Here is a 16,365-nt window from a genome sequence, read left to right on the forward strand (position 1 = left end):
TCAGTCTGTGTCCGTGGAGGATCGGCGCGATAACCGCTGCCGCCCTCGTGCTTCTTCACCTACAAGCCCCCGCCTGGTGAGAAAACCTCAGTGTCCGGCCCCCGTGTTCCGCGCTTCACGCCGAGATCGATGTGCACGAACAGGGCGTGGCGGAGTGGTCATCGACCGTCGAGGGCGTCCAAGGTCCCGGACCGGCAGAAGCGGACGAGCGCATCCCTGTCTGCGGGAGTCGGTTGCCTGCCCGAGTTCATGCACTGGGCCGCGACACCGGTCACGAGGGTGTCGACGAACAACGCCTGCCGATCGGGTTCGGCCACGCCCGCCTCTGCCATGATCGACGAGAGGAGCGAGCGGATGAGATTCTTCCCCACCGGCTCGATTTCCGTCTTGTCCCTTGCGATCTGAGCGACGTTCCATTGGATGACGGTGCTCAGATCGGCCAGGCGCGGGTCTTCGATCTGCGCGAGTATCCCGTCGATCCACGCGTCGAGTTTGCCCTGCCAGGAGGACTCCTTGCCGACGCGATGGCGAAGGTAGGCGTAGACGGTGACCAGCCCCTGCTCGTAGGTGGCGACGATGACGTCGTCGCGGCTTCGGAAGTGCCGATAGAACGCCTGGTTCGTGATGCCCGCCTCGTGGACGATCTCGCTGACCTTGGGAACCTCGGTGCAGCCCTTCCGCAGCATGACCTCCGAGGTAGCCCGGATCAGAGTCCGTACCTCGGCGTCGTAGGCCTCCTGGCGGGCCGGACGGACCGCGCGCCGCAACTGCCGTCCCCCGGAGACCACCAGGAAGTCCGCGTCGAGCGCGTCACTGTGGATGGTGGACACGATCGACGCCACCTCCCTACCTCCGAGAACTTTGAGAATGCGATTCTGAGATTAGCAGCCGTCGCCGATCGCGACGACGACCTTCCCGACCGCGGTCCGATCGCTCAGACTGTTCAACGCATCGGTGACGTGGTCGAGGTCGAAGACCCGCGAGACGAGCGGCCGCATCCCCCCTGCGACGAGATCGGCGAGGGCACGCGCCGCGCCCGCAGGAGCATCCGGGTGGCGCTGGGCAAGGGTCCGCAGTTCGACGCCGCGCACCGTCAGATCCTTCAGGAGAACCAGATTCAGCGGGATGCGCGGGATCTCGCCCGCGGCATAACCGACGGTGACGAACCGGCCCCCGGGGGCCAACGCCCGCAGCGCCGGCTCCGCGTACCTGCCACCGACCGGGTCGATCACGACCTGTGCGCCCCCGCCGGTGATCTCCTTGATCCGCGCCTTGAGATCCTCGGAGTCGTAGGCGATCCCTGCTTCGGCGCCCGCCACGGCCGACAGGCGCTCGTGAGTCGATGCGCACGCGACGACCCGGGCGCCGAGCCGGTGTGCGATGTCGACGGTTGCGGTTCCCACTCCCCCGGCCGCACCGAGCACGACAACCCACTCGCCCGGACGCACACCTGCGGCGGTGACCAGGGCGTGGTAGGCGGTGGTGTACGTGACCCGGAACGCGGCCGCGGAAGGCCAGTCCAGTCCTTCGGGCACCGGGGTGAGCCCCTCCGCGGGAACGCAGATCAGTTCCGCGAAGGCGCCGCTCATCGCCGAACCCATGACCGCATCGCCGGCTTCGACCGACCGGACCCCCTCGCCCACTGCCCGCACGACACCGGCGAACTCACTACCGGGCGTGAACGGGGTAGGCAGGGACACCTGGTACTTGTCGGCGACCATCAGCACATCGGGAAAGTTGACGGCCGCGGCCCGGACCTCCACGACGACCTCACCGGGACCGGGGGTCGGGTCCGGGACATCGCGGACCGTCACCACGTCGGGCGGACCGTAGCTGTCACACCGGGCGGCACGCATCGTCTACCACCCCGCCCGGCCGGGTGTGCAGTGCCGCATCAGTACAGACCCCCGTCGACACGGACGAACGACCCCGTCGTGTAGCTCGACGCCGGGCTCGCGAGGTACAGCGCCGTGGTGACGATCTCCTCCGGCTGCCCTGGGCGACCGATGGCGCTGCGGGTCGAGCGACGCGACTCCTCGGGCCACGCGTCGGCGATGTCAGTGAGGAACGGCCCCGCCGAGATGGTGTTGACCCGGACCGTCGGACCGAACTCGCGCGCGAACACCCCGGTGAGAGCATTCAGAGCGGCCTTCGCACCCGCATAGGGCCCGAACTTCGGGGCGGGGAAGATCGCGCCGGACGAGGACACGTTGATGATCGATCCGCCACCTCCCGCGGCCATACGCTCTCCGACCAGCGAGGTGAGCCGGAACGGGCCCTTGAAGTTCACTCCGACGACCTTGTCGAAGAGTTCTTCGCTCGTCTCCGCCGAGGACGGCGCGACCGGCGACATCCCCGCATTGTTGACGAGTACGTCGACCTTGCCGAACGTCTCGTAGGCCGCCTCGACCAGTGCGTCGATCTCTTCCCACTTCCCGACGTGGCACGCGACCGGAAGCGCCTTGCGTCCGAGTGCCTCCACCTCCGCGGCGAGTGCGGCGCACGCGTCGATCTTGCGGCTGGTGATCACCACGTCGGCGCCGGCCTTCGCGAAGGCGAGCACCATCTGGCGCCCGAGTCCGCGGCTGCCGCCGGTGACCAACGCGACCTTTCCCTCGAGATCGAAAAGACTGTCGCTCATGCGATTCCGTACTTCTCGAGAACGTCGGCATGCTTGACCTTCGCCGCGGCGAGTCGGGTGGGGATGTGCTCGGACGGAAACAGACCCTCGACCGGGCTGTAGTCCTTCAAGATCCCGCGGGCAACCGCGACCTTGTGAACCTCGGTGGGTCCGTCGGCCAGACCGAGAGACAACGAATTCGCCCACATCTCGTGCAGCGGCAATTCGATGGTGACTCCGAGCGAGCCGTGCACCTGGATCGCCCGGTGAACGACGTCGTGATAGACCTTCGCCATCGCGACCTTGCACATCGCGATCTGCGTGCGAGCGGCGCCGTGCGGCTGGGTGTCGATGACCCAGGCTGTGTTGAGCACCAGCAACCTGAACTGTGCGAGTTCGATGGCGGAGTCCGCTATGAACTGCTGGACGAGCTGCTTCTTCGCGAGAGTCTCTCCCTGCGTGGTTCGCGAGAGCGCCCGTTCTGCCATCATGTCGAAGGCACGCTGGCATTTGCCGACGGTGCGCATCGCGTGGTGAACTCGGCCGCCACCGAGGCGTGCCTGCGCTACCTCGAAGCCCTGTCCCGGGCCCCCGAGGATCGCGTCGGCCGGCACGCGCACGTCGTTGTATCGGATGTAGCCGTGTGTCCCCTCGTCGAGTTCCTCGCGATCACCCATCACGGCGACGTTGCGGAGGATCTCGATTCCCGGCGTCTCGGCGGGCACGACGAACATCGACATCCGCCGGTACGGCGAGGCCTCGGGGTCGGTCACCGCCATAACGATGAAGAACGACGCGTAGCGCGCGTTGGACGAGAACCACTTCTCGCCGCTGATAACCCATTCGTCACCGTCCTTGCGGGCCGAGCACACGAACTCCTTGGGGTCGGCGCCCGCCTGGGGTTCGGTCATCGAGAAGCACGAGACGATGTCGCCATCCAGCAGCGGCTGCAGGTAACGCGCCTTCTGTTCGTCGGTGCCGAACATCGCGAGGATCTCGGCGTTTCCGGTGTCGGGCGCTGCGGTGCCGAAAACGGTCGGGGCCCACATGGAGCGGCCGAGGATCTCGTTCAGCAGAGCCAGCTTGAGCTGGCCGTATCCCTGACCGCCCAGCTCGGGTCCGAGGTGGCAGGCCCACAGGCCCTGCTCCTTCACCCGGTCCTGGAGAGGCTTCAGGATCGCACGGGCGGCCTTGTTCTCCGTGTTGTAAGGCTGACCGAGGTGGGGGAAGAGCAGGTCGAGCGGCTCGCACTCCTCGCGGACGAAGGTCTCGACCCAGTCGAGCTTCGCCTGGAACTCGGGTTCCGTCTGAAAATCCCACATGGTTGGTTCCTCCTGCGTGTGGTTCGTGGTCTACGGGCTGCGCTCGGCTCAGGCGCCGACGAGGGTGAGCGCCTCGCGCAGGAGATCCGGCAGCGCCGGTTCCATCCGCGCGAACGACGGGTTCATCGTGTTGTGCTTGCGGGCCCGCTTGATCAGCAGTGCCGTGGCGGCTGCCTCCTTGTACCGCGTGAGGGCGTCGAACCACGCCAGGTCCGGAACGGTCCCGCCGAACGACCGCTCGTACTCCCGGACGACGGCCTCGATACTCGGGGCTCCGCACGGTTCGTCGTGCGGGCGGGCGGGATGACGGGCCTCGTCGGTGAAGTAGGTCAGCCAGGTCAGATCGATCCGGGGATCGCCGACCGACCAGATCTCCCAGTCGATGATGGACGTGACCCGGTCGCCGTCACACAGGGTGTTGCCGAGTCGGAAGTCGCCGTGGTTGACGACAGGCGCCATCGGGGCCGGAATCGTGGCGCGCAACGCCTTCTCACAGACCCGGTAGTCCCCCTGTAGGTCCTCGGGGACCGCGGTGAACGCCTTTGTCCAACGGTCGATTTCAGACTCCAGGGTGACGACGGGTTCGCATCCCAGCCCCACGTCCTCGTGCGACACGCGATGCAGGTTGCCGAGCATCCGGGCGGCGTCGAGGAATCGCGCATGCGTCTGTGCGCGGAGTTCATCCGATCGCGCGTCCTCGAGAAGAGGCTCGACACACTCCCCCGTCACGAATTCCATCGCGACGAACGGAGGCACCTCGAGGGACTCGCCGTCCGCAGAGAAGTACACCGCCGGCACCTTCACGCCCGGGACCCCGTGCAGTGCGTTCATCAACCGCCCCTGCCGGACGACGTCGCGATTGCGGACGGGTTCGAGTCCGGGAGGCGCGACCTTGAGGACAACCTGCTCGACCCCCTCGGACGACGAGGCGTCCGCGATGAACGTCAGGCTCGACGAGCCGCCGGTCAGGGGACGGACGCCGGAGACCGTGAGGCCGTCTCGCCATTCCCGCCCCGCACGGGTGGCGCGCAGCGCCAGGTCGGCGAGCAGGTGCTTGTCGTCGAGCGACGTCATATGGATCGCCTTTCATGAGGCATCCCGGAAAACCAGGAATACTGTTCTCAGATTGCAATTCTGAGAACAGTATTCTGATCAACCTCCGACTGTCAACGGTTCGTCAACGGCGGCGCAACCGCGCGTCACGAACGGCGCGAGGCTCGAAGGCAAGGTCGCCGCGCGAAATGGTCGTACCGGGCGCCACCACCTTGTCGATCCGATCGAGCGTTTCGTCCGACAGGACGACTTCGCTTGCAGGAAACTGACTTTCGAGCTGTCCCATCGTGCGGGGCCCGAGGATCACCGATGTCACGGCCGGGTGCCGCATCGCGAACGCGAGGGACAGCCCGATGAGATCGGTGCCGGCATCCCGCGCGATCACCTCGAGTTCGGCAACCGCATCGAGCTTCCGACGGGCACCGGGAGAGTCCGTGCGCCACGCGCCCCGCGGCACACGCGCGAATCGAGAATCGGCGGCAGGCTCTTCGCCGTCCCGGTACTTGCCGGTGAGCCATCCGCCGTTGAGAGGACTCCAGACCAGGGTCCCCATCCCGTATCGCTGACAGGTAGGGAAGACGTCACGCTCGGCGCCGCGGACGAAAATCGAATAGGGCGGCTGTTCGGTACGGAACGGGACATGTCCGCGACGATCGGCGGCCCACTGCGCCTCGACGATCGTCTCCGCCGAGAACGTCGACGAACCGATCATCCGAACCTTGCCGGACCGCACCAGGTCCGACAGCGCCGACAGAGTTTCGTCCAGGTCGGTATCCTCGTCGTGCCGATGCACCTGATAGAGGTCGATGTGGTCGACGTTCAGTCGGCGCAGGCTGTCCTCGCACGCCTGCACGATCCACCGGCGGGATGCACCTCGCCGATTTCGCTCGCGGCCCATGGGATTGAAGAACTTGGTGGCGAGAACGACGTCGTCCCTCCGCCCGGCGATGGCCGCACCGACGATTTCCTCCGACCTCCCGCCGGAGTAGACGTCGGCGGTGTCGATCATGTTCACACCGGCGTCGAGTGCGCGGTGCACGATCGACGTGCACTCCTGCACATCGTCGTTGCCCATCGGGCCCAGGGACATCGCGCCCAGGCACAGGGCCGACACCTGCACTCCGGTTCGCCCCAGATAGCGATACTCCATGATTGCTCCATCCGACATCTCGACTCGATTTATTAAACCTCGTTATATTCGTTAACTATGACGACTGCAATATCCCTGGAGCAGCTGAGAGCCATCCGCCGGCCGCCCGTTGCCCGCATCCTGGATCTGGTTCGCGTCGACGAGGACACGTTCGAGGGCAGTGCCCACACCGGATCTCCGCGCATGTACGGAGGCCAGGCCCTCGGCCAGGCCCTGGTCGCAGCGGGATCCACCGTCGCCCCCGACAGGCCGGTCCACTCCCTCCACGGACATTTCCTCCAGCCCGGCCGTACCGATATACCCGTGACCTACCGGGTCGAACGGCTCCGCGACGGCGGAAGCTTCACGACCAGGCATGTGCGCGGCCTGCAGGACGGCCGGACGATCTTCTCCGCGACCGTCTCGTTCCAGCGCGCCGAGACCGGCCTCGAGCACCAGGAGCCGGCGAGCACGGCAGCCGTCGCCCCGGAACTGCTTCCACCCATCGAGGACAGTCTGAGCGCTGCGGAACTGAGCGAAGCCGGGTGGCTGGTCCCCCTCCTCTCGAATATCGGCGTCGATTTCCGATTCCCCGAGGAATACCCACGGCTGGCGAACCGCCGCGGTGAAGCCCGCCCACCCCGGCAGCGCGCGTGGATCCGGACCGTCGAACCGCTCGAAGCCGAACCCCTCACGCAAGCAGCAGGTTTCGCATACTGCTCGGACCTGTTCCTGATCTCCTCCACCCTGCCTCCGCATGCTCGGCACATCGAGACGCCCGGACTCCAACTCGCAAGCCTCGACCACACGGTCTGGTTCCACGCGCCGTTCCGCGCCGACGACTGGCACCTGTACGAGCAGCGCGGCACCTGGATGGGCGGCGGACGCGGCCTGGCCCACGGACACCTGTTCGATCGACGGGGCACCCTCATCGCCAGCACGACACAGGAGGGCCTGCTCCGGTTTCGGGACTGATCCGGCACAGGACGAAGGGGCACGTCGGCGCGGCCGGCGTGCCCCTTCCAGTCGCTGCGCTGCGCTGCGACCGGAGTGACACAAGAAGGCTTGAGTGATGCACTTTCATGAACTTGTAGACGTAGTGCACTTAGTTAGTTATAAATGTCACATCGCACGTTCGCGTACCCCTTCGAAAGGTCTGAAGTGAACGCCGTATCTTCCTCGTCCACCGCACCCCTTGCAGGTCTGACAGTCCTGGATCTCTCGACTACGACGCCCGGCGCGTACGCGAGCGTCTTCCTCGCCGACGCCGGAGCGGACGTCGTGATGGTCGAACCACCGTCCGGCAGCCCGCTCCGCACCCTGACCGGCTGGCCGGCGCTCGCCCGCGGAAAAAGGAGCATCACGCTCGACCTCCACGACGAGCGGGACCTCGCCACACTGCACTCCCTCGTCCGGACCGCGGACGTTCTGATCACGACCTCCCGGCCCTCCGCACTCGGACGCCTGGGACTGACCCCGGAGCAGCTGAACGCGCTCAATTCCCGTCTCGTCAGCGCCTCGATCACCGGTTGGGGCACTCGCGGTCCGTGGTCGAACGACAAGGGGTACGAAGCGCTGGTTCTCGCCCGGATGGGTATCTTCCACGGCAAGGCCAAGATGTCGGAGCGGCCCGGGCCGTCCTTCACCCCGACCCCGTGGGCTTCCTGGGGTGCGGCCCAGACGGCACTGCAGGGCATCCTCGCGGCGCTCTACGAGCGCGAATCCAGCGGTGCCGGACAGCATGTCGAAGCCGATCTGCTGCGCGGGGCCGCCTCGATGGACACCTACAACTGGTTCTTCGAACTCGTGTGCAAGCGCTGGCCCGACGCATTCCAGCCGATGTCCGCCTTCGACGATCAGGACCGCCCCGCAGCGCCCCTGATCTACCCGCTGCTCGTCGCACAGACGAAGGACGGGCACTGGCTCCAGTTCGCCCAGACCGAGCCCCGGCTCTTCTTCGCGATGATGACCGAATTCGGTCTCGCGCACGTCTTCACGGACCCCTACTGGCAGGGAGTACCCCTGTTCGAGGACGTCGAACGGCGAGTCGAGCTGTGGGAGTTGATGCTGTCGAAGGTGCGTGAGCGCACTCTCGCCGAATGGCAGCACGTCTTCGACACCAACCCCGATGTCAGTGCCGAGATCTTCAACGATCCGGTCGCAGCACTCGATCATCCTCAGCTTCAGCACGACGGACGGGTGGTCACGATCGACGATCCGGAGTTCGGCCCGGTCCGGCAGCCGTCGACGCTCGTCCACGTCGACGGTGCGCCGCTGAGTGAGCTCCGGCCCGCACCTCGTCTGGGTGCGGACACCGACGACATCGTCGCCACACTCGCGAACGGGAACCCAACCGCCGAGCCGATGGCGGCACCGGCCGGCGAACTTCCCCTCACCGGAGTGACGGTCCTCGAACTCGGCTCGATGTTCGCCGCGCCATACGGCGCGACCCTCCTGACCGATCTCGGTGCCCGCGTCATCAAGGTCGAGCCCCTGACCGGAGACTCGATCCGCGGACTCGTCGCCTTTCCCGAAGCGGGCGGAGCGAAAGTGTTGCAGGGCAAGGAATCCATCGCTCTCGACATCAACACCCCCGAGGGACTCGCGATCGTGCACGAGATCGCGAAGAACGTGGACATCGTGCTCCAGAGCTACCGGGCGGGCGCCGCGAAACGCATCGGTGTCGACGCCGCGACCCTCCAGGAGCTCAACCCCGATCTGATCTATCTCAACGCACCCGGATACGGCACGGGCGGGCCGTACGGGGGCCGTCCGGCCTACGCGCCGTCCGTCGGCGCTGCGTCCGGTCTGAGCATGAGCGATCTGGGCGGCCTGAACCTTCACGGCACCGACCTCGAGGGAATCAAGCGCGCCTCGATCCGTCGCCACACCGCAGGCGCGAACCCGTCGGTCCAGGCCGACGGTGTCGCGGCGCTCGCCGTGGGCACGGTGCTGCTGCTCGGCATCCTCGCCCGACGTCGCGGCCGTGCACTGGGCGAGCTGACCACGACGATGCTGTCCTCTGCCACCTATGCGCTGATGGATCGCAACGTCGACTACGCGCAGCGTCCCGAGCCGCCGGTGTCGGACCCGGAACTGCTCGGCCTCAGCGCTCTGTACCGCCTCTACGAGACCTCGGACGGCTGGATCTTCCTCGCCGCCCCGCAGGAATCCGAGTGGGCGCCGCTGGTCGAGGCTCTGGGTTCCCCCGCCGAGCTCACCCAGGAGACATTCGCTACCGCCGCCGCCCGCAAGGCCGCCGACGAGAGCCTCGGCGAGACGCTCGCCGCACTGTTCCGTACCCGATCGAAGTCGGAGTGGGAGAAGACCCTGACCGCGATGGACGTCGGATGCGTCGCAGTCGCCGAGCAGACCGCCGAGCGCGAGCTGCACGAAGACGTGTACTTCGATGCCGGGTACACCGTCCTCGCCGAGAGCCCCATTTTCGACGAGCATCGCCGCCTCGCCCCCCTGACCACGTTCTCGCGGTCGGGGGTCAAGGCCGACGCCGGTTGCACGATCGGTGAGCACACCGACGCCGTTCTCGGCGAACTCGGCTTCACCCCCGAGCGGATCGCCGAACTGCGGGACAAGAACATCGTCGCCTGACCCGAGCGTCGACGGCGACGAGGGCCGGTATCCGACAGGGTGCCGGCCCTTCTCCGTTGCCGCTCTCGCAGCCACCGACCTCATCGGTCCTCGGTCCCCGCCGTGATCTCGGTCCCGCCTTGACATCCCTCCCCAGCGACGACGAACCCCCACCTCGAGGAGTCGAGGTGGGGGTTCGTCTCTGCCGCGCCGGATCGGCCGCAGGATGCGTGCGGTCAGTGCAGGCGCTCGAACACCTCACCGACCGCGCGGTCGCGCAGTACGTGCGGGCGGCCGATCCAGGCCTGGTTGGCCGTCGCGCGGCGCAGCAGCAGATGCGCCGGATGCTCCCACGTGAATCCGATGCCACCGTGGATCTGAATGCAACCCTCGGCCGCATCGAGCGCGGCGTCGAGCGCAGCGGCGGTGGCCAGATTCGACGCCGTCGACCGATCGGGATCGTCGGCCGTTCGATCCGCAGCCGAAAGCACCTGCCCGCGAGCACCTTCCGCACCGACAAGCATGTAGGCACAGCGGTGCGAGATCGCCTGGTAGGAACCGATCGGCTGGCCGAACTGTTCGCGCTGACCCGCCCAGTCCACGGCCATCGCGAGCGCTCGGTTGGCGACACCCACCGAGTCCGCCGCAACGAGCAACTGCGCGACGCGACGCGCGCGGGTGAGTGCGTTGTCGACGGATTCCCCTTCGGCGAGCACCGTGGCCGGCGCACCGTTGGCGGTGACGATTGCCACGGTCGCGGTCAGATCCACCGAGTTCTGCACGGTGACCGTGACATCCGTGGGTTGCACCGAAACGAGTACGCGGTCCCCGGTGGCCGCGTCGGTGGCGAGCACCACGAGCACGTCGGCGACCGGGCCGCCCGCGACACGTTCGACCCGGCCGGTCAGCCGACCACCGTCGAGGACGGGCAGTCCCGAATCGGTCACCCAACCCTTGTCGTCGACAGGAACGACGAATGTTGCTGTGGCACCGTTGATTATGGCTCGCGCCACGCCCTCGGCGCCGGCCGCGACGAGAACCTCGAGGGTGATCGCGGTGGGCACCAGCGGAACCGGGCCGAGGTGGTAAGCGACTGTCTCGACTGCAGCACACAGCAGTCGGAGCGGCTGGCCTCCGCCGCCGAGCGAATCCGGCGCGGACAGACCCGGCAGTCCGAACTTCACGAGTTCGTCCCAGAGTCCGATGTCGTAGTCGCCGGGTGTGGACTCGCGGGCGAGCAGTTTCTCGGTGTCCACATACGAGGAGACCAGGTCACCGAGCACCTCGCGCAGCGCCGCCTCGTCCTCGTCCGGAGCGGTGAGCGGACGTCCCGGCGCGACGACCGGGTCACGGCGTCCCTCACCACGATGCGACGGCAGGCCCAGCACGTTCTCGGCGATGGTGTTGCGCTGGATCTCCGCCGTACCGGCGCCGATCGTCGCAGCGCGCGCCATCAGGTACCCGTACGACCAGCGCCCGTTCTCGACGACGCCCTCGGAACGCGTGTTCAGCACGGCCGCGGACCCCGTGAGGCGCAGAGCGAGCCGGTGCATGTGCTGTTCGAACTCGGACTTCACGAGCCGGTTCACCGATGCGACGCCACCCGGATCCTCGTTGCGCAGAACCGCATCGAGGGCGCGGGCACTGTTCGCGGCGATCTCACGGACCGACGTTTCGACCTTCGCGAGCTCCTGCCGCACCAGCGGATCTGCGGCGTAACCCTGCTCGGCCGCGAGCCGGAAGACCTTGTCGACCGTGGATCGGTAGCGGAACTCGTCGGCCAGGAAGGCCGTGGCACGCTCGTGGCCGAGCGAGGTGCGCATGATCGACCAGCCGCCGCCCTCCTCCCCGACCCGGTTGGCGACCGGAACGACGACATCGTCGAAGAAGACCTCGGCGAAGTGGTAGCCACCTGCGGCGTCGCGCAACGGGCGCACCTCGATGCCGGGCGAGTTCATGGGAATCAGGAGATACGTGATTCCCGAGGTGCCACGGCCTGGCGGGCCGGTCCGGACCAGGGTGAAGATCCAGTCGGCCTTGTCGGCCATCGTCGTCCAGATCTTCTGGCCGGTGACCCGGTAGTTGTCACCGTCGCGCACCGCACGCGTCGACAACGAGGCGAGGTCACTGCCCGCGCCCGGCTCCGAGAAGCCCTGGCACCAGAACTCGTCGGCGCGCAACAGCGGCTCGAGGAACCTGTCCTTCTGCTCCTGCGTTCCGTGCACGATGATCGTCGGCGCGACGATGAACGACAGCCCGCACGGATGCTTGGGTGCGCCGGCCTCGGTCGTCATCCGGTAGTAGTCGAGCTGATCCTCGAGCGACAGCGCCATGCCACCGACGGAGCTCGGCCAACCGGGAGCGGCCAGTCCTGCATCGACGAGTTCGGACTGCCATGCGATGGCTGCACCGAAGCGCTCGCGGGATGTCGCCGGTCGCGGGCGCTTCCGATAGTCGTCGAGGAGGGCAGCCAGTCTGCTGCGCCAGTCTCCTGTCGACGCTTCGAGTATCGCCGTGGCATTCTCTTCCACTACGCCACCCCTCCTGATGATCGTCTTGTAGCTTGTGGGTCAGTTCTTTTCGGCGCGTCGCTTGCTGAAGCGCGCACCCACGTCGGCACCGTCCGAGCGATAGGTCACGGAGGCCTCGGCTTCGAGACCGAGTGCGTGCGACAGCGAGGTACCGGCGCCTTCCTTGAGAAGTCGCAGCATGCGCTGCACGGCCCCGGGGTGTCCGGCCGCGATCCGGCCGGCGATGTCGAGCGTGCGCGTCATCAGATCCTCGTGCGGCACAACCTCGTTGGCCAAACCGATGCGCGCGGCGGTCGCGCCGTCGATCGGCTCACCGCTGAGAATGAACTGGATCGCAGCGGGCAGGCCGATCATGCGCGGCAGCATCGCGCTGCCACCCCAGCCGTTGAGCAACCCGATCTGGGCGTGGGTGTCCGCGAATTCGGCTCTCTCCGAGGCAATGATGAAGGAGCAGTTCACCGCCAGTTCGTAGCCTCCGGTGTAACACGGACCGTTGACCGCTGCGATCACAGGTTTGGAGGTACCCCGGATCACCTGCGTCGGGGTCACTCCTTCGGTGCGCGGCGGCGGTCCCGACAGCGCTTCGGGAAGGTCCACACCGGACGAGAACGAGGTGCCCGCGCCCGTGATGACCACGACGCGCACGTCGTCGTCGCCGTCGGCGCGCCACAGTTCCTTCTTGAGGGCTTTGCGCATCGCACGGTTGAGGGCATTGCGCCGATCCGGCCGGTTGAGGGTCAGGACGACGACCGCGCCGTCCTTGGTGACCAGCAGCGGGGCTTCTTCGTCGGACGGCCGATCTGCCGAGTTGATGTCGTGGGCCATCGTGATCCTCAGGCGACCGGGGCCGGGTCGACAATTCGACCGGCGACACCACGCAGAATCTGCTCGGCGTCCGCCGCAATGCGCTGCACCAGTTCCCCTGCGGGCGGAACGTCGCGAATCAGCCCCTGTGCGAGACCGACGGTCCAGATCCCGGCCTCAGGATCACCGTTCTCGTAGACCTTCCGTCCGCGGGTTCCCGCGACGAGATCCTTGACGTCCTTGAAACGCCCGCCCTTGTTCAGGATGTCAACGACCTCCTCACTGACCGAGTTCTTCGCCGCGCGCATCGTGTTGCGCAGCTGACGGAAGATCAGCTGGGTGTCGAGTTCGCTCGCTCCGACGATCTGCTGCTTGATGTTCTCGTGGATCGGACTCTCCTCGGTGCACATGAACCGGGTGCCCATGTTGATGCCGTCGGCGCCGAGCGTGAGAGCCGCCGCGAGCCCGCGGCCGTCGGCGAAACCGCCGGACGCGATGAAGGGAATTTCGAGGGCGTCGGCGGACGCGGGGATCAAGACCAGGCCGGGGACGTCGTCCTCACCGGGGTGACCTGCGGCCTCGAATCCGTCGATGCTCACCGCATCGACGCCGATTCGCTGCGCCTTGAGGGCGTGCCGGACGCTCGTGCACTTGTGGATGACCTTGATGTCGTGCTGCTTGAAATGCTCGACGTGCACGGTCGGATCGGAACCGGCGGTCTCGACGATCGTGACACCGGAATCGATGATCGCCTGCCGGTACTCCGCATAGGGCGGCGGATTGATCGACAGTGTCAAGGTGAGGTTGACACCGAACGGCTTGTCGGTCAGTGTCCGGCACCGCTCGATCTCCTCGACCAGCGCCTCCGGAGTCGGTTGAGTGAGGGCCGTGATGATGCCGAGCCCGCCGCCGTTGGACACCGCCGCCGCGAGTTCGGCGCGGCCGACCCACATCATTCCGCCCTGGACAATCGGGTGCTCGATACCGAATTCCTCGGTGAACCGCGTTTTCAACATTGCCGCTCCTTGTGGAGTCCGCCGGTCGCCCGGCGCATCGTCTCTGGGCCCAATCCCACCTTTACTTAGATAACATAGTTCACTATGTTTACCGGTGCAAGCAATCCTGGGTGCCGCCGACGCAGGTCTCGGCATCCTCGGGAACAAGCTCCACGACCGACTCGGAGAAACAATGACCGAAAGCCTGTTGTTCTCGCCGTATACGCTGCGCAGCAAGACGTTCCGAAATCGATTGTGGGTAGCACCGATGGCGCAGTATGCCGCGGGGACGGACGGCGTTCCGACGGATTGGCATCTCGCACACCTCGGCGGAATGGCGCGCGGGGGCGCCGGCCTCGTGATGACCGAGGCATGTGCAGTCGAACCCGCCGGACGGCTCGGTCCCGCCGATACCGGAATCTGGAACGCCGAGCAGGCCTCCGCCTGGAAGCGGATCACCCGCTTCATCTCCGACATGGGGGCGGTACCCGCAATCCAGCTCGCCCATTCGGGCAGGAAGGGCTGCGTGAGCCGGCGCGGCGTTCCCCTCCCTCCCGAAAACGGTGGGTGGCAGACAATCGCGCCCTCGGCTCTCGCATACGAGGGACTGCCCGAACCGCACGCACTCACTCGCACGGAGATCGCGGCGCTAGTCGACACGTTTGCCGCGGCCGCGAGGCGGTCGATCGACGCGGGTTTCGAAGTTGTCGAGATCCATGCGGCCCACGGCTACCTGATCAACGAGTTCCTCTCCCCCCTCGGCAACGACCGCACCGACGAATACGGCGGATCGTTCGAGAACCGGTGCCGTTTCCTGGTCGAGATCGTCGCCGCCGTCCGCGCGGCGATTCCCGAGGACGTTCCGTTGTTCGTTCGCATCTCGGCAACCGACTGGGCCGAAGACGGCTGGACCGTCCACGATTCCATGGAACTGTGCCGCCTTCTCGACGGCACCGGGGTGGATCTCATGGACATCTCGAGCGGTGGGATGGTCGCCCACCAGAAGATCACCGTCGGCCCGGGGTATCAGGTCCCATTCGCCCGAGCGGTGCGCTCCGCCGGTTCAATCCCGGTCGCCGCGGTCGGACTGATAACCGAAGCGGTGCAGGCCGAGCAAATTCTGGTGGACGGCGGAGCGGATGTCGTGATGGTGGGCCGACAACTGCTTCGCGAACCGCATTGGCCTTATCGTGCTGCTGTGGAATTGCGCTCGGAGTTGCGCTGGCCGGCTCCGTACGCGACCGCCCGCTATCGCGGCAGCATCCCGTGAGAATCTCGTTTGCGGTGACGCGGGTCATGCGCCTCGCACTTGGATTGCGGCGGCCGACGATACGGAGCGTACGCTTGCCTGTACGTTTACTAGGTGGGCTATGTGCCCTTGAGATGCAGGAAGGTGTCAACTCGTGACCGACGAAGCGTTGGCTCCGGTTTTCGACGCACGCGCTGCGACCGGACGAGCGATCCGCACCCCCAAGACTGCCGAACTCGTCGCACGGAAACTGCGCCGCATGATCGTCGACGGCGAGCTCAAGGACGGCGATCACCTGCCCCACGAGGCCGAACTCATGGAGCATTTCTCCGTGAGCCGTCCGACGCTCCGCGAAGCGGTCCGCGTTCTCGAGGCCGAGCGGCTCGTCGAGGTCCGCCGTGGCTCCCGCTCGGGCGCGCGGGTGTGCGTGCCCGGACCGGAGGTCGTCGCCCGCCCTGCCTCGCTTCTGCTCGAGTTGACGGGTGCCACCGTCGCGGATGTGTATGTTGCCCGCGAGGCGATCGAGCCGTTCGCGGCGCGCCTTCTCGCCGAGGTCGGCACCGACGAGGATTTCGACGAACTCGAACGCTTCGTCGACGAAGCGATCCCGTCGTCTTTCGCGTCCAACTCGTTCGGACAGGCTGCAGCCGAGTTCCATCTCCTCATGGTTCAGAAGGCCGGGAACGCGACACTTGCATTGATCGCGGGAATGCTGCACGAGATCTACGAGCGACACACCATGAACGTGACACGCGAACGCTTGGAGACCGACACCGAGAGGTACGAGGCGAACTACAAGCTGTTCGTCCGCTCCCAGCGCAAGCTCATCAAGTTGCTCCGGACCCGAGACGGCGCCGGAGCGTTCACCCACTGGCAGAAGCACATGACCGTCGCGCGGGAATTGGTCCTGTTCGGTCGTGAGAGCACGAAGGTCCGCGACATCCTGGACTGAATGCGGTGCCTCACCGAGCCGGTGACCGATCCTGCCGGCGCGGTGCGACGACGCGCCGTTGCGGTCGGGGGCTTGGACGCGGCGGGCTACAGACGCGGCGGGCTACATGGGACACGGAGGGC

At 66.7% G+C, this 16,365-nt stretch carries 13 protein-coding genes; 4 read left to right on the forward strand and 9 right to left on the reverse strand.

The annotated features are described in order from the left end of the window. Positions 1-158 precede the first annotated feature (158 nt). The 6 genes from ACWDUD_RS11280 to ACWDUD_RS11305 form a co-directional block, all read right to left on the reverse strand. Positions 159-830, reverse strand: a complete 672-nt coding sequence (locus tag ACWDUD_RS11280) for a TetR/AcrR family transcriptional regulator (protein WP_450109366.1) — start codon at positions 828-830, stop codon at positions 159-161. A 51-nt stretch (positions 831-881) separates the two neighbouring features. Beyond that, positions 882-1,856, reverse strand: coding sequence for an NADPH:quinone oxidoreductase family protein (locus ACWDUD_RS11285; protein ID WP_248673056.1), 975 nt, complete (start codon positions 1,854-1,856; stop codon positions 882-884). Between the two features lie 38 nt (positions 1,857-1,894). Beyond that, entirely contained in the window at positions 1,895-2,641 is a 747-nt protein-coding gene (locus ACWDUD_RS11290; protein WP_248673055.1) for an SDR family NAD(P)-dependent oxidoreductase, read from the reverse strand. Next, the gene (locus ACWDUD_RS11295) at positions 2,638-3,942 is read right to left on the reverse strand and encodes an acyl-CoA dehydrogenase family protein (protein ID WP_248673054.1); all 1,305 of its coding nucleotides are present in this window, start codon (positions 3,940-3,942) and stop codon (positions 2,638-2,640) included. The genes ACWDUD_RS11290 and ACWDUD_RS11295 overlap by 4 nt, the downstream gene beginning before the upstream one ends. A 48-nt stretch (positions 3,943-3,990) precedes the next feature. Further along, on the reverse strand, positions 3,991-5,016 hold the full coding sequence (locus ACWDUD_RS11300) for a phosphotransferase family protein (RefSeq protein WP_248673053.1): 1,026 nt from the start codon (positions 5,014-5,016) through the stop codon (positions 3,991-3,993). A 103-nt stretch (positions 5,017-5,119) separates the two neighbouring features. After that, on the reverse strand, positions 5,120-6,145 hold the full coding sequence (locus ACWDUD_RS11305) for an aldo/keto reductase (protein WP_248673052.1): 1,026 nt from the start codon (positions 6,143-6,145) through the stop codon (positions 5,120-5,122). A 57-nt stretch (positions 6,146-6,202) separates the two neighbouring features. Here ACWDUD_RS11305 and ACWDUD_RS11310 point away from each other — a divergent pair, with 57 nt between their 5' ends. Both ACWDUD_RS11310 and ACWDUD_RS11315 read left to right on the forward strand, forming a co-directional pair. Next, positions 6,203-7,099: an acyl-CoA thioesterase gene (locus ACWDUD_RS11310; RefSeq protein ID WP_248673051.1), complete on the forward strand. Its 897-nt coding sequence runs from the start codon at positions 6,203-6,205 to the stop codon at positions 7,097-7,099. 186 nt (positions 7,100-7,285) lie between these two features. Continuing rightward, entirely contained in the window at positions 7,286-9,733 is a 2,448-nt protein-coding gene (locus tag ACWDUD_RS11315; RefSeq protein ID WP_248673050.1) for a CaiB/BaiF CoA transferase family protein, read from the forward strand. A gap of 215 nt (positions 9,734-9,948) precedes the next feature. Here the strand turns inward: ACWDUD_RS11315 and ACWDUD_RS11320 are convergent, their stop codons facing one another. Genes ACWDUD_RS11320 through ACWDUD_RS11330 form a run of 3 tightly spaced genes read right to left on the reverse strand, consistent with a single transcriptional unit; the run spans position 9,949 to position 14,063 of the window. Then, positions 9,949-12,243 carry an acyl-CoA dehydrogenase family protein gene (locus tag ACWDUD_RS11320; protein WP_248673049.1) on the reverse strand — a complete coding sequence of 765 codons (2,295 nt, stop codon included), beginning with the start codon at positions 12,241-12,243 and terminating at the stop codon, positions 9,949-9,951. A gap of 39 nt (positions 12,244-12,282) precedes the next feature. Continuing rightward, a complete protein-coding gene (locus tag ACWDUD_RS11325) occupies positions 12,283-13,068 on the reverse strand; it encodes an enoyl-CoA hydratase-related protein (protein WP_248673048.1) in 786 nt (261 codons plus the stop codon). Between the two features lie 8 nt (positions 13,069-13,076). Further along, on the reverse strand, positions 13,077-14,063 hold the full coding sequence (locus ACWDUD_RS11330) for an NAD(P)H-dependent flavin oxidoreductase (RefSeq protein WP_248673047.1): 987 nt from the start codon (positions 14,061-14,063) through the stop codon (positions 13,077-13,079). A gap of 172 nt (positions 14,064-14,235) precedes the next feature. On the opposite strand from ACWDUD_RS11330, the gene ACWDUD_RS11335 reads away from it, so the two are divergent. Together ACWDUD_RS11335 and ACWDUD_RS11340 are read left to right on the forward strand one after the other, a co-directional pair. Continuing rightward, the gene (locus tag ACWDUD_RS11335; RefSeq protein ID WP_248673046.1) at positions 14,236-15,312 is read left to right on the forward strand and encodes an NADH:flavin oxidoreductase/NADH oxidase; all 1,077 of its coding nucleotides are present in this window, start codon (positions 14,236-14,238) and stop codon (positions 15,310-15,312) included. 133 nt (positions 15,313-15,445) lie between these two features. Further along, positions 15,446-16,243 (forward strand): FadR/GntR family transcriptional regulator, encoded by a 798-nt coding sequence (locus ACWDUD_RS11340; RefSeq protein WP_248673045.1) that lies wholly within the window; start codon positions 15,446-15,448, stop codon positions 16,241-16,243. Positions 16,244-16,365 lie beyond the last annotated feature (122 nt).

It is taken from the genome of Rhodococcus sp. NPDC003382 (genome assembly GCF_053589135.1).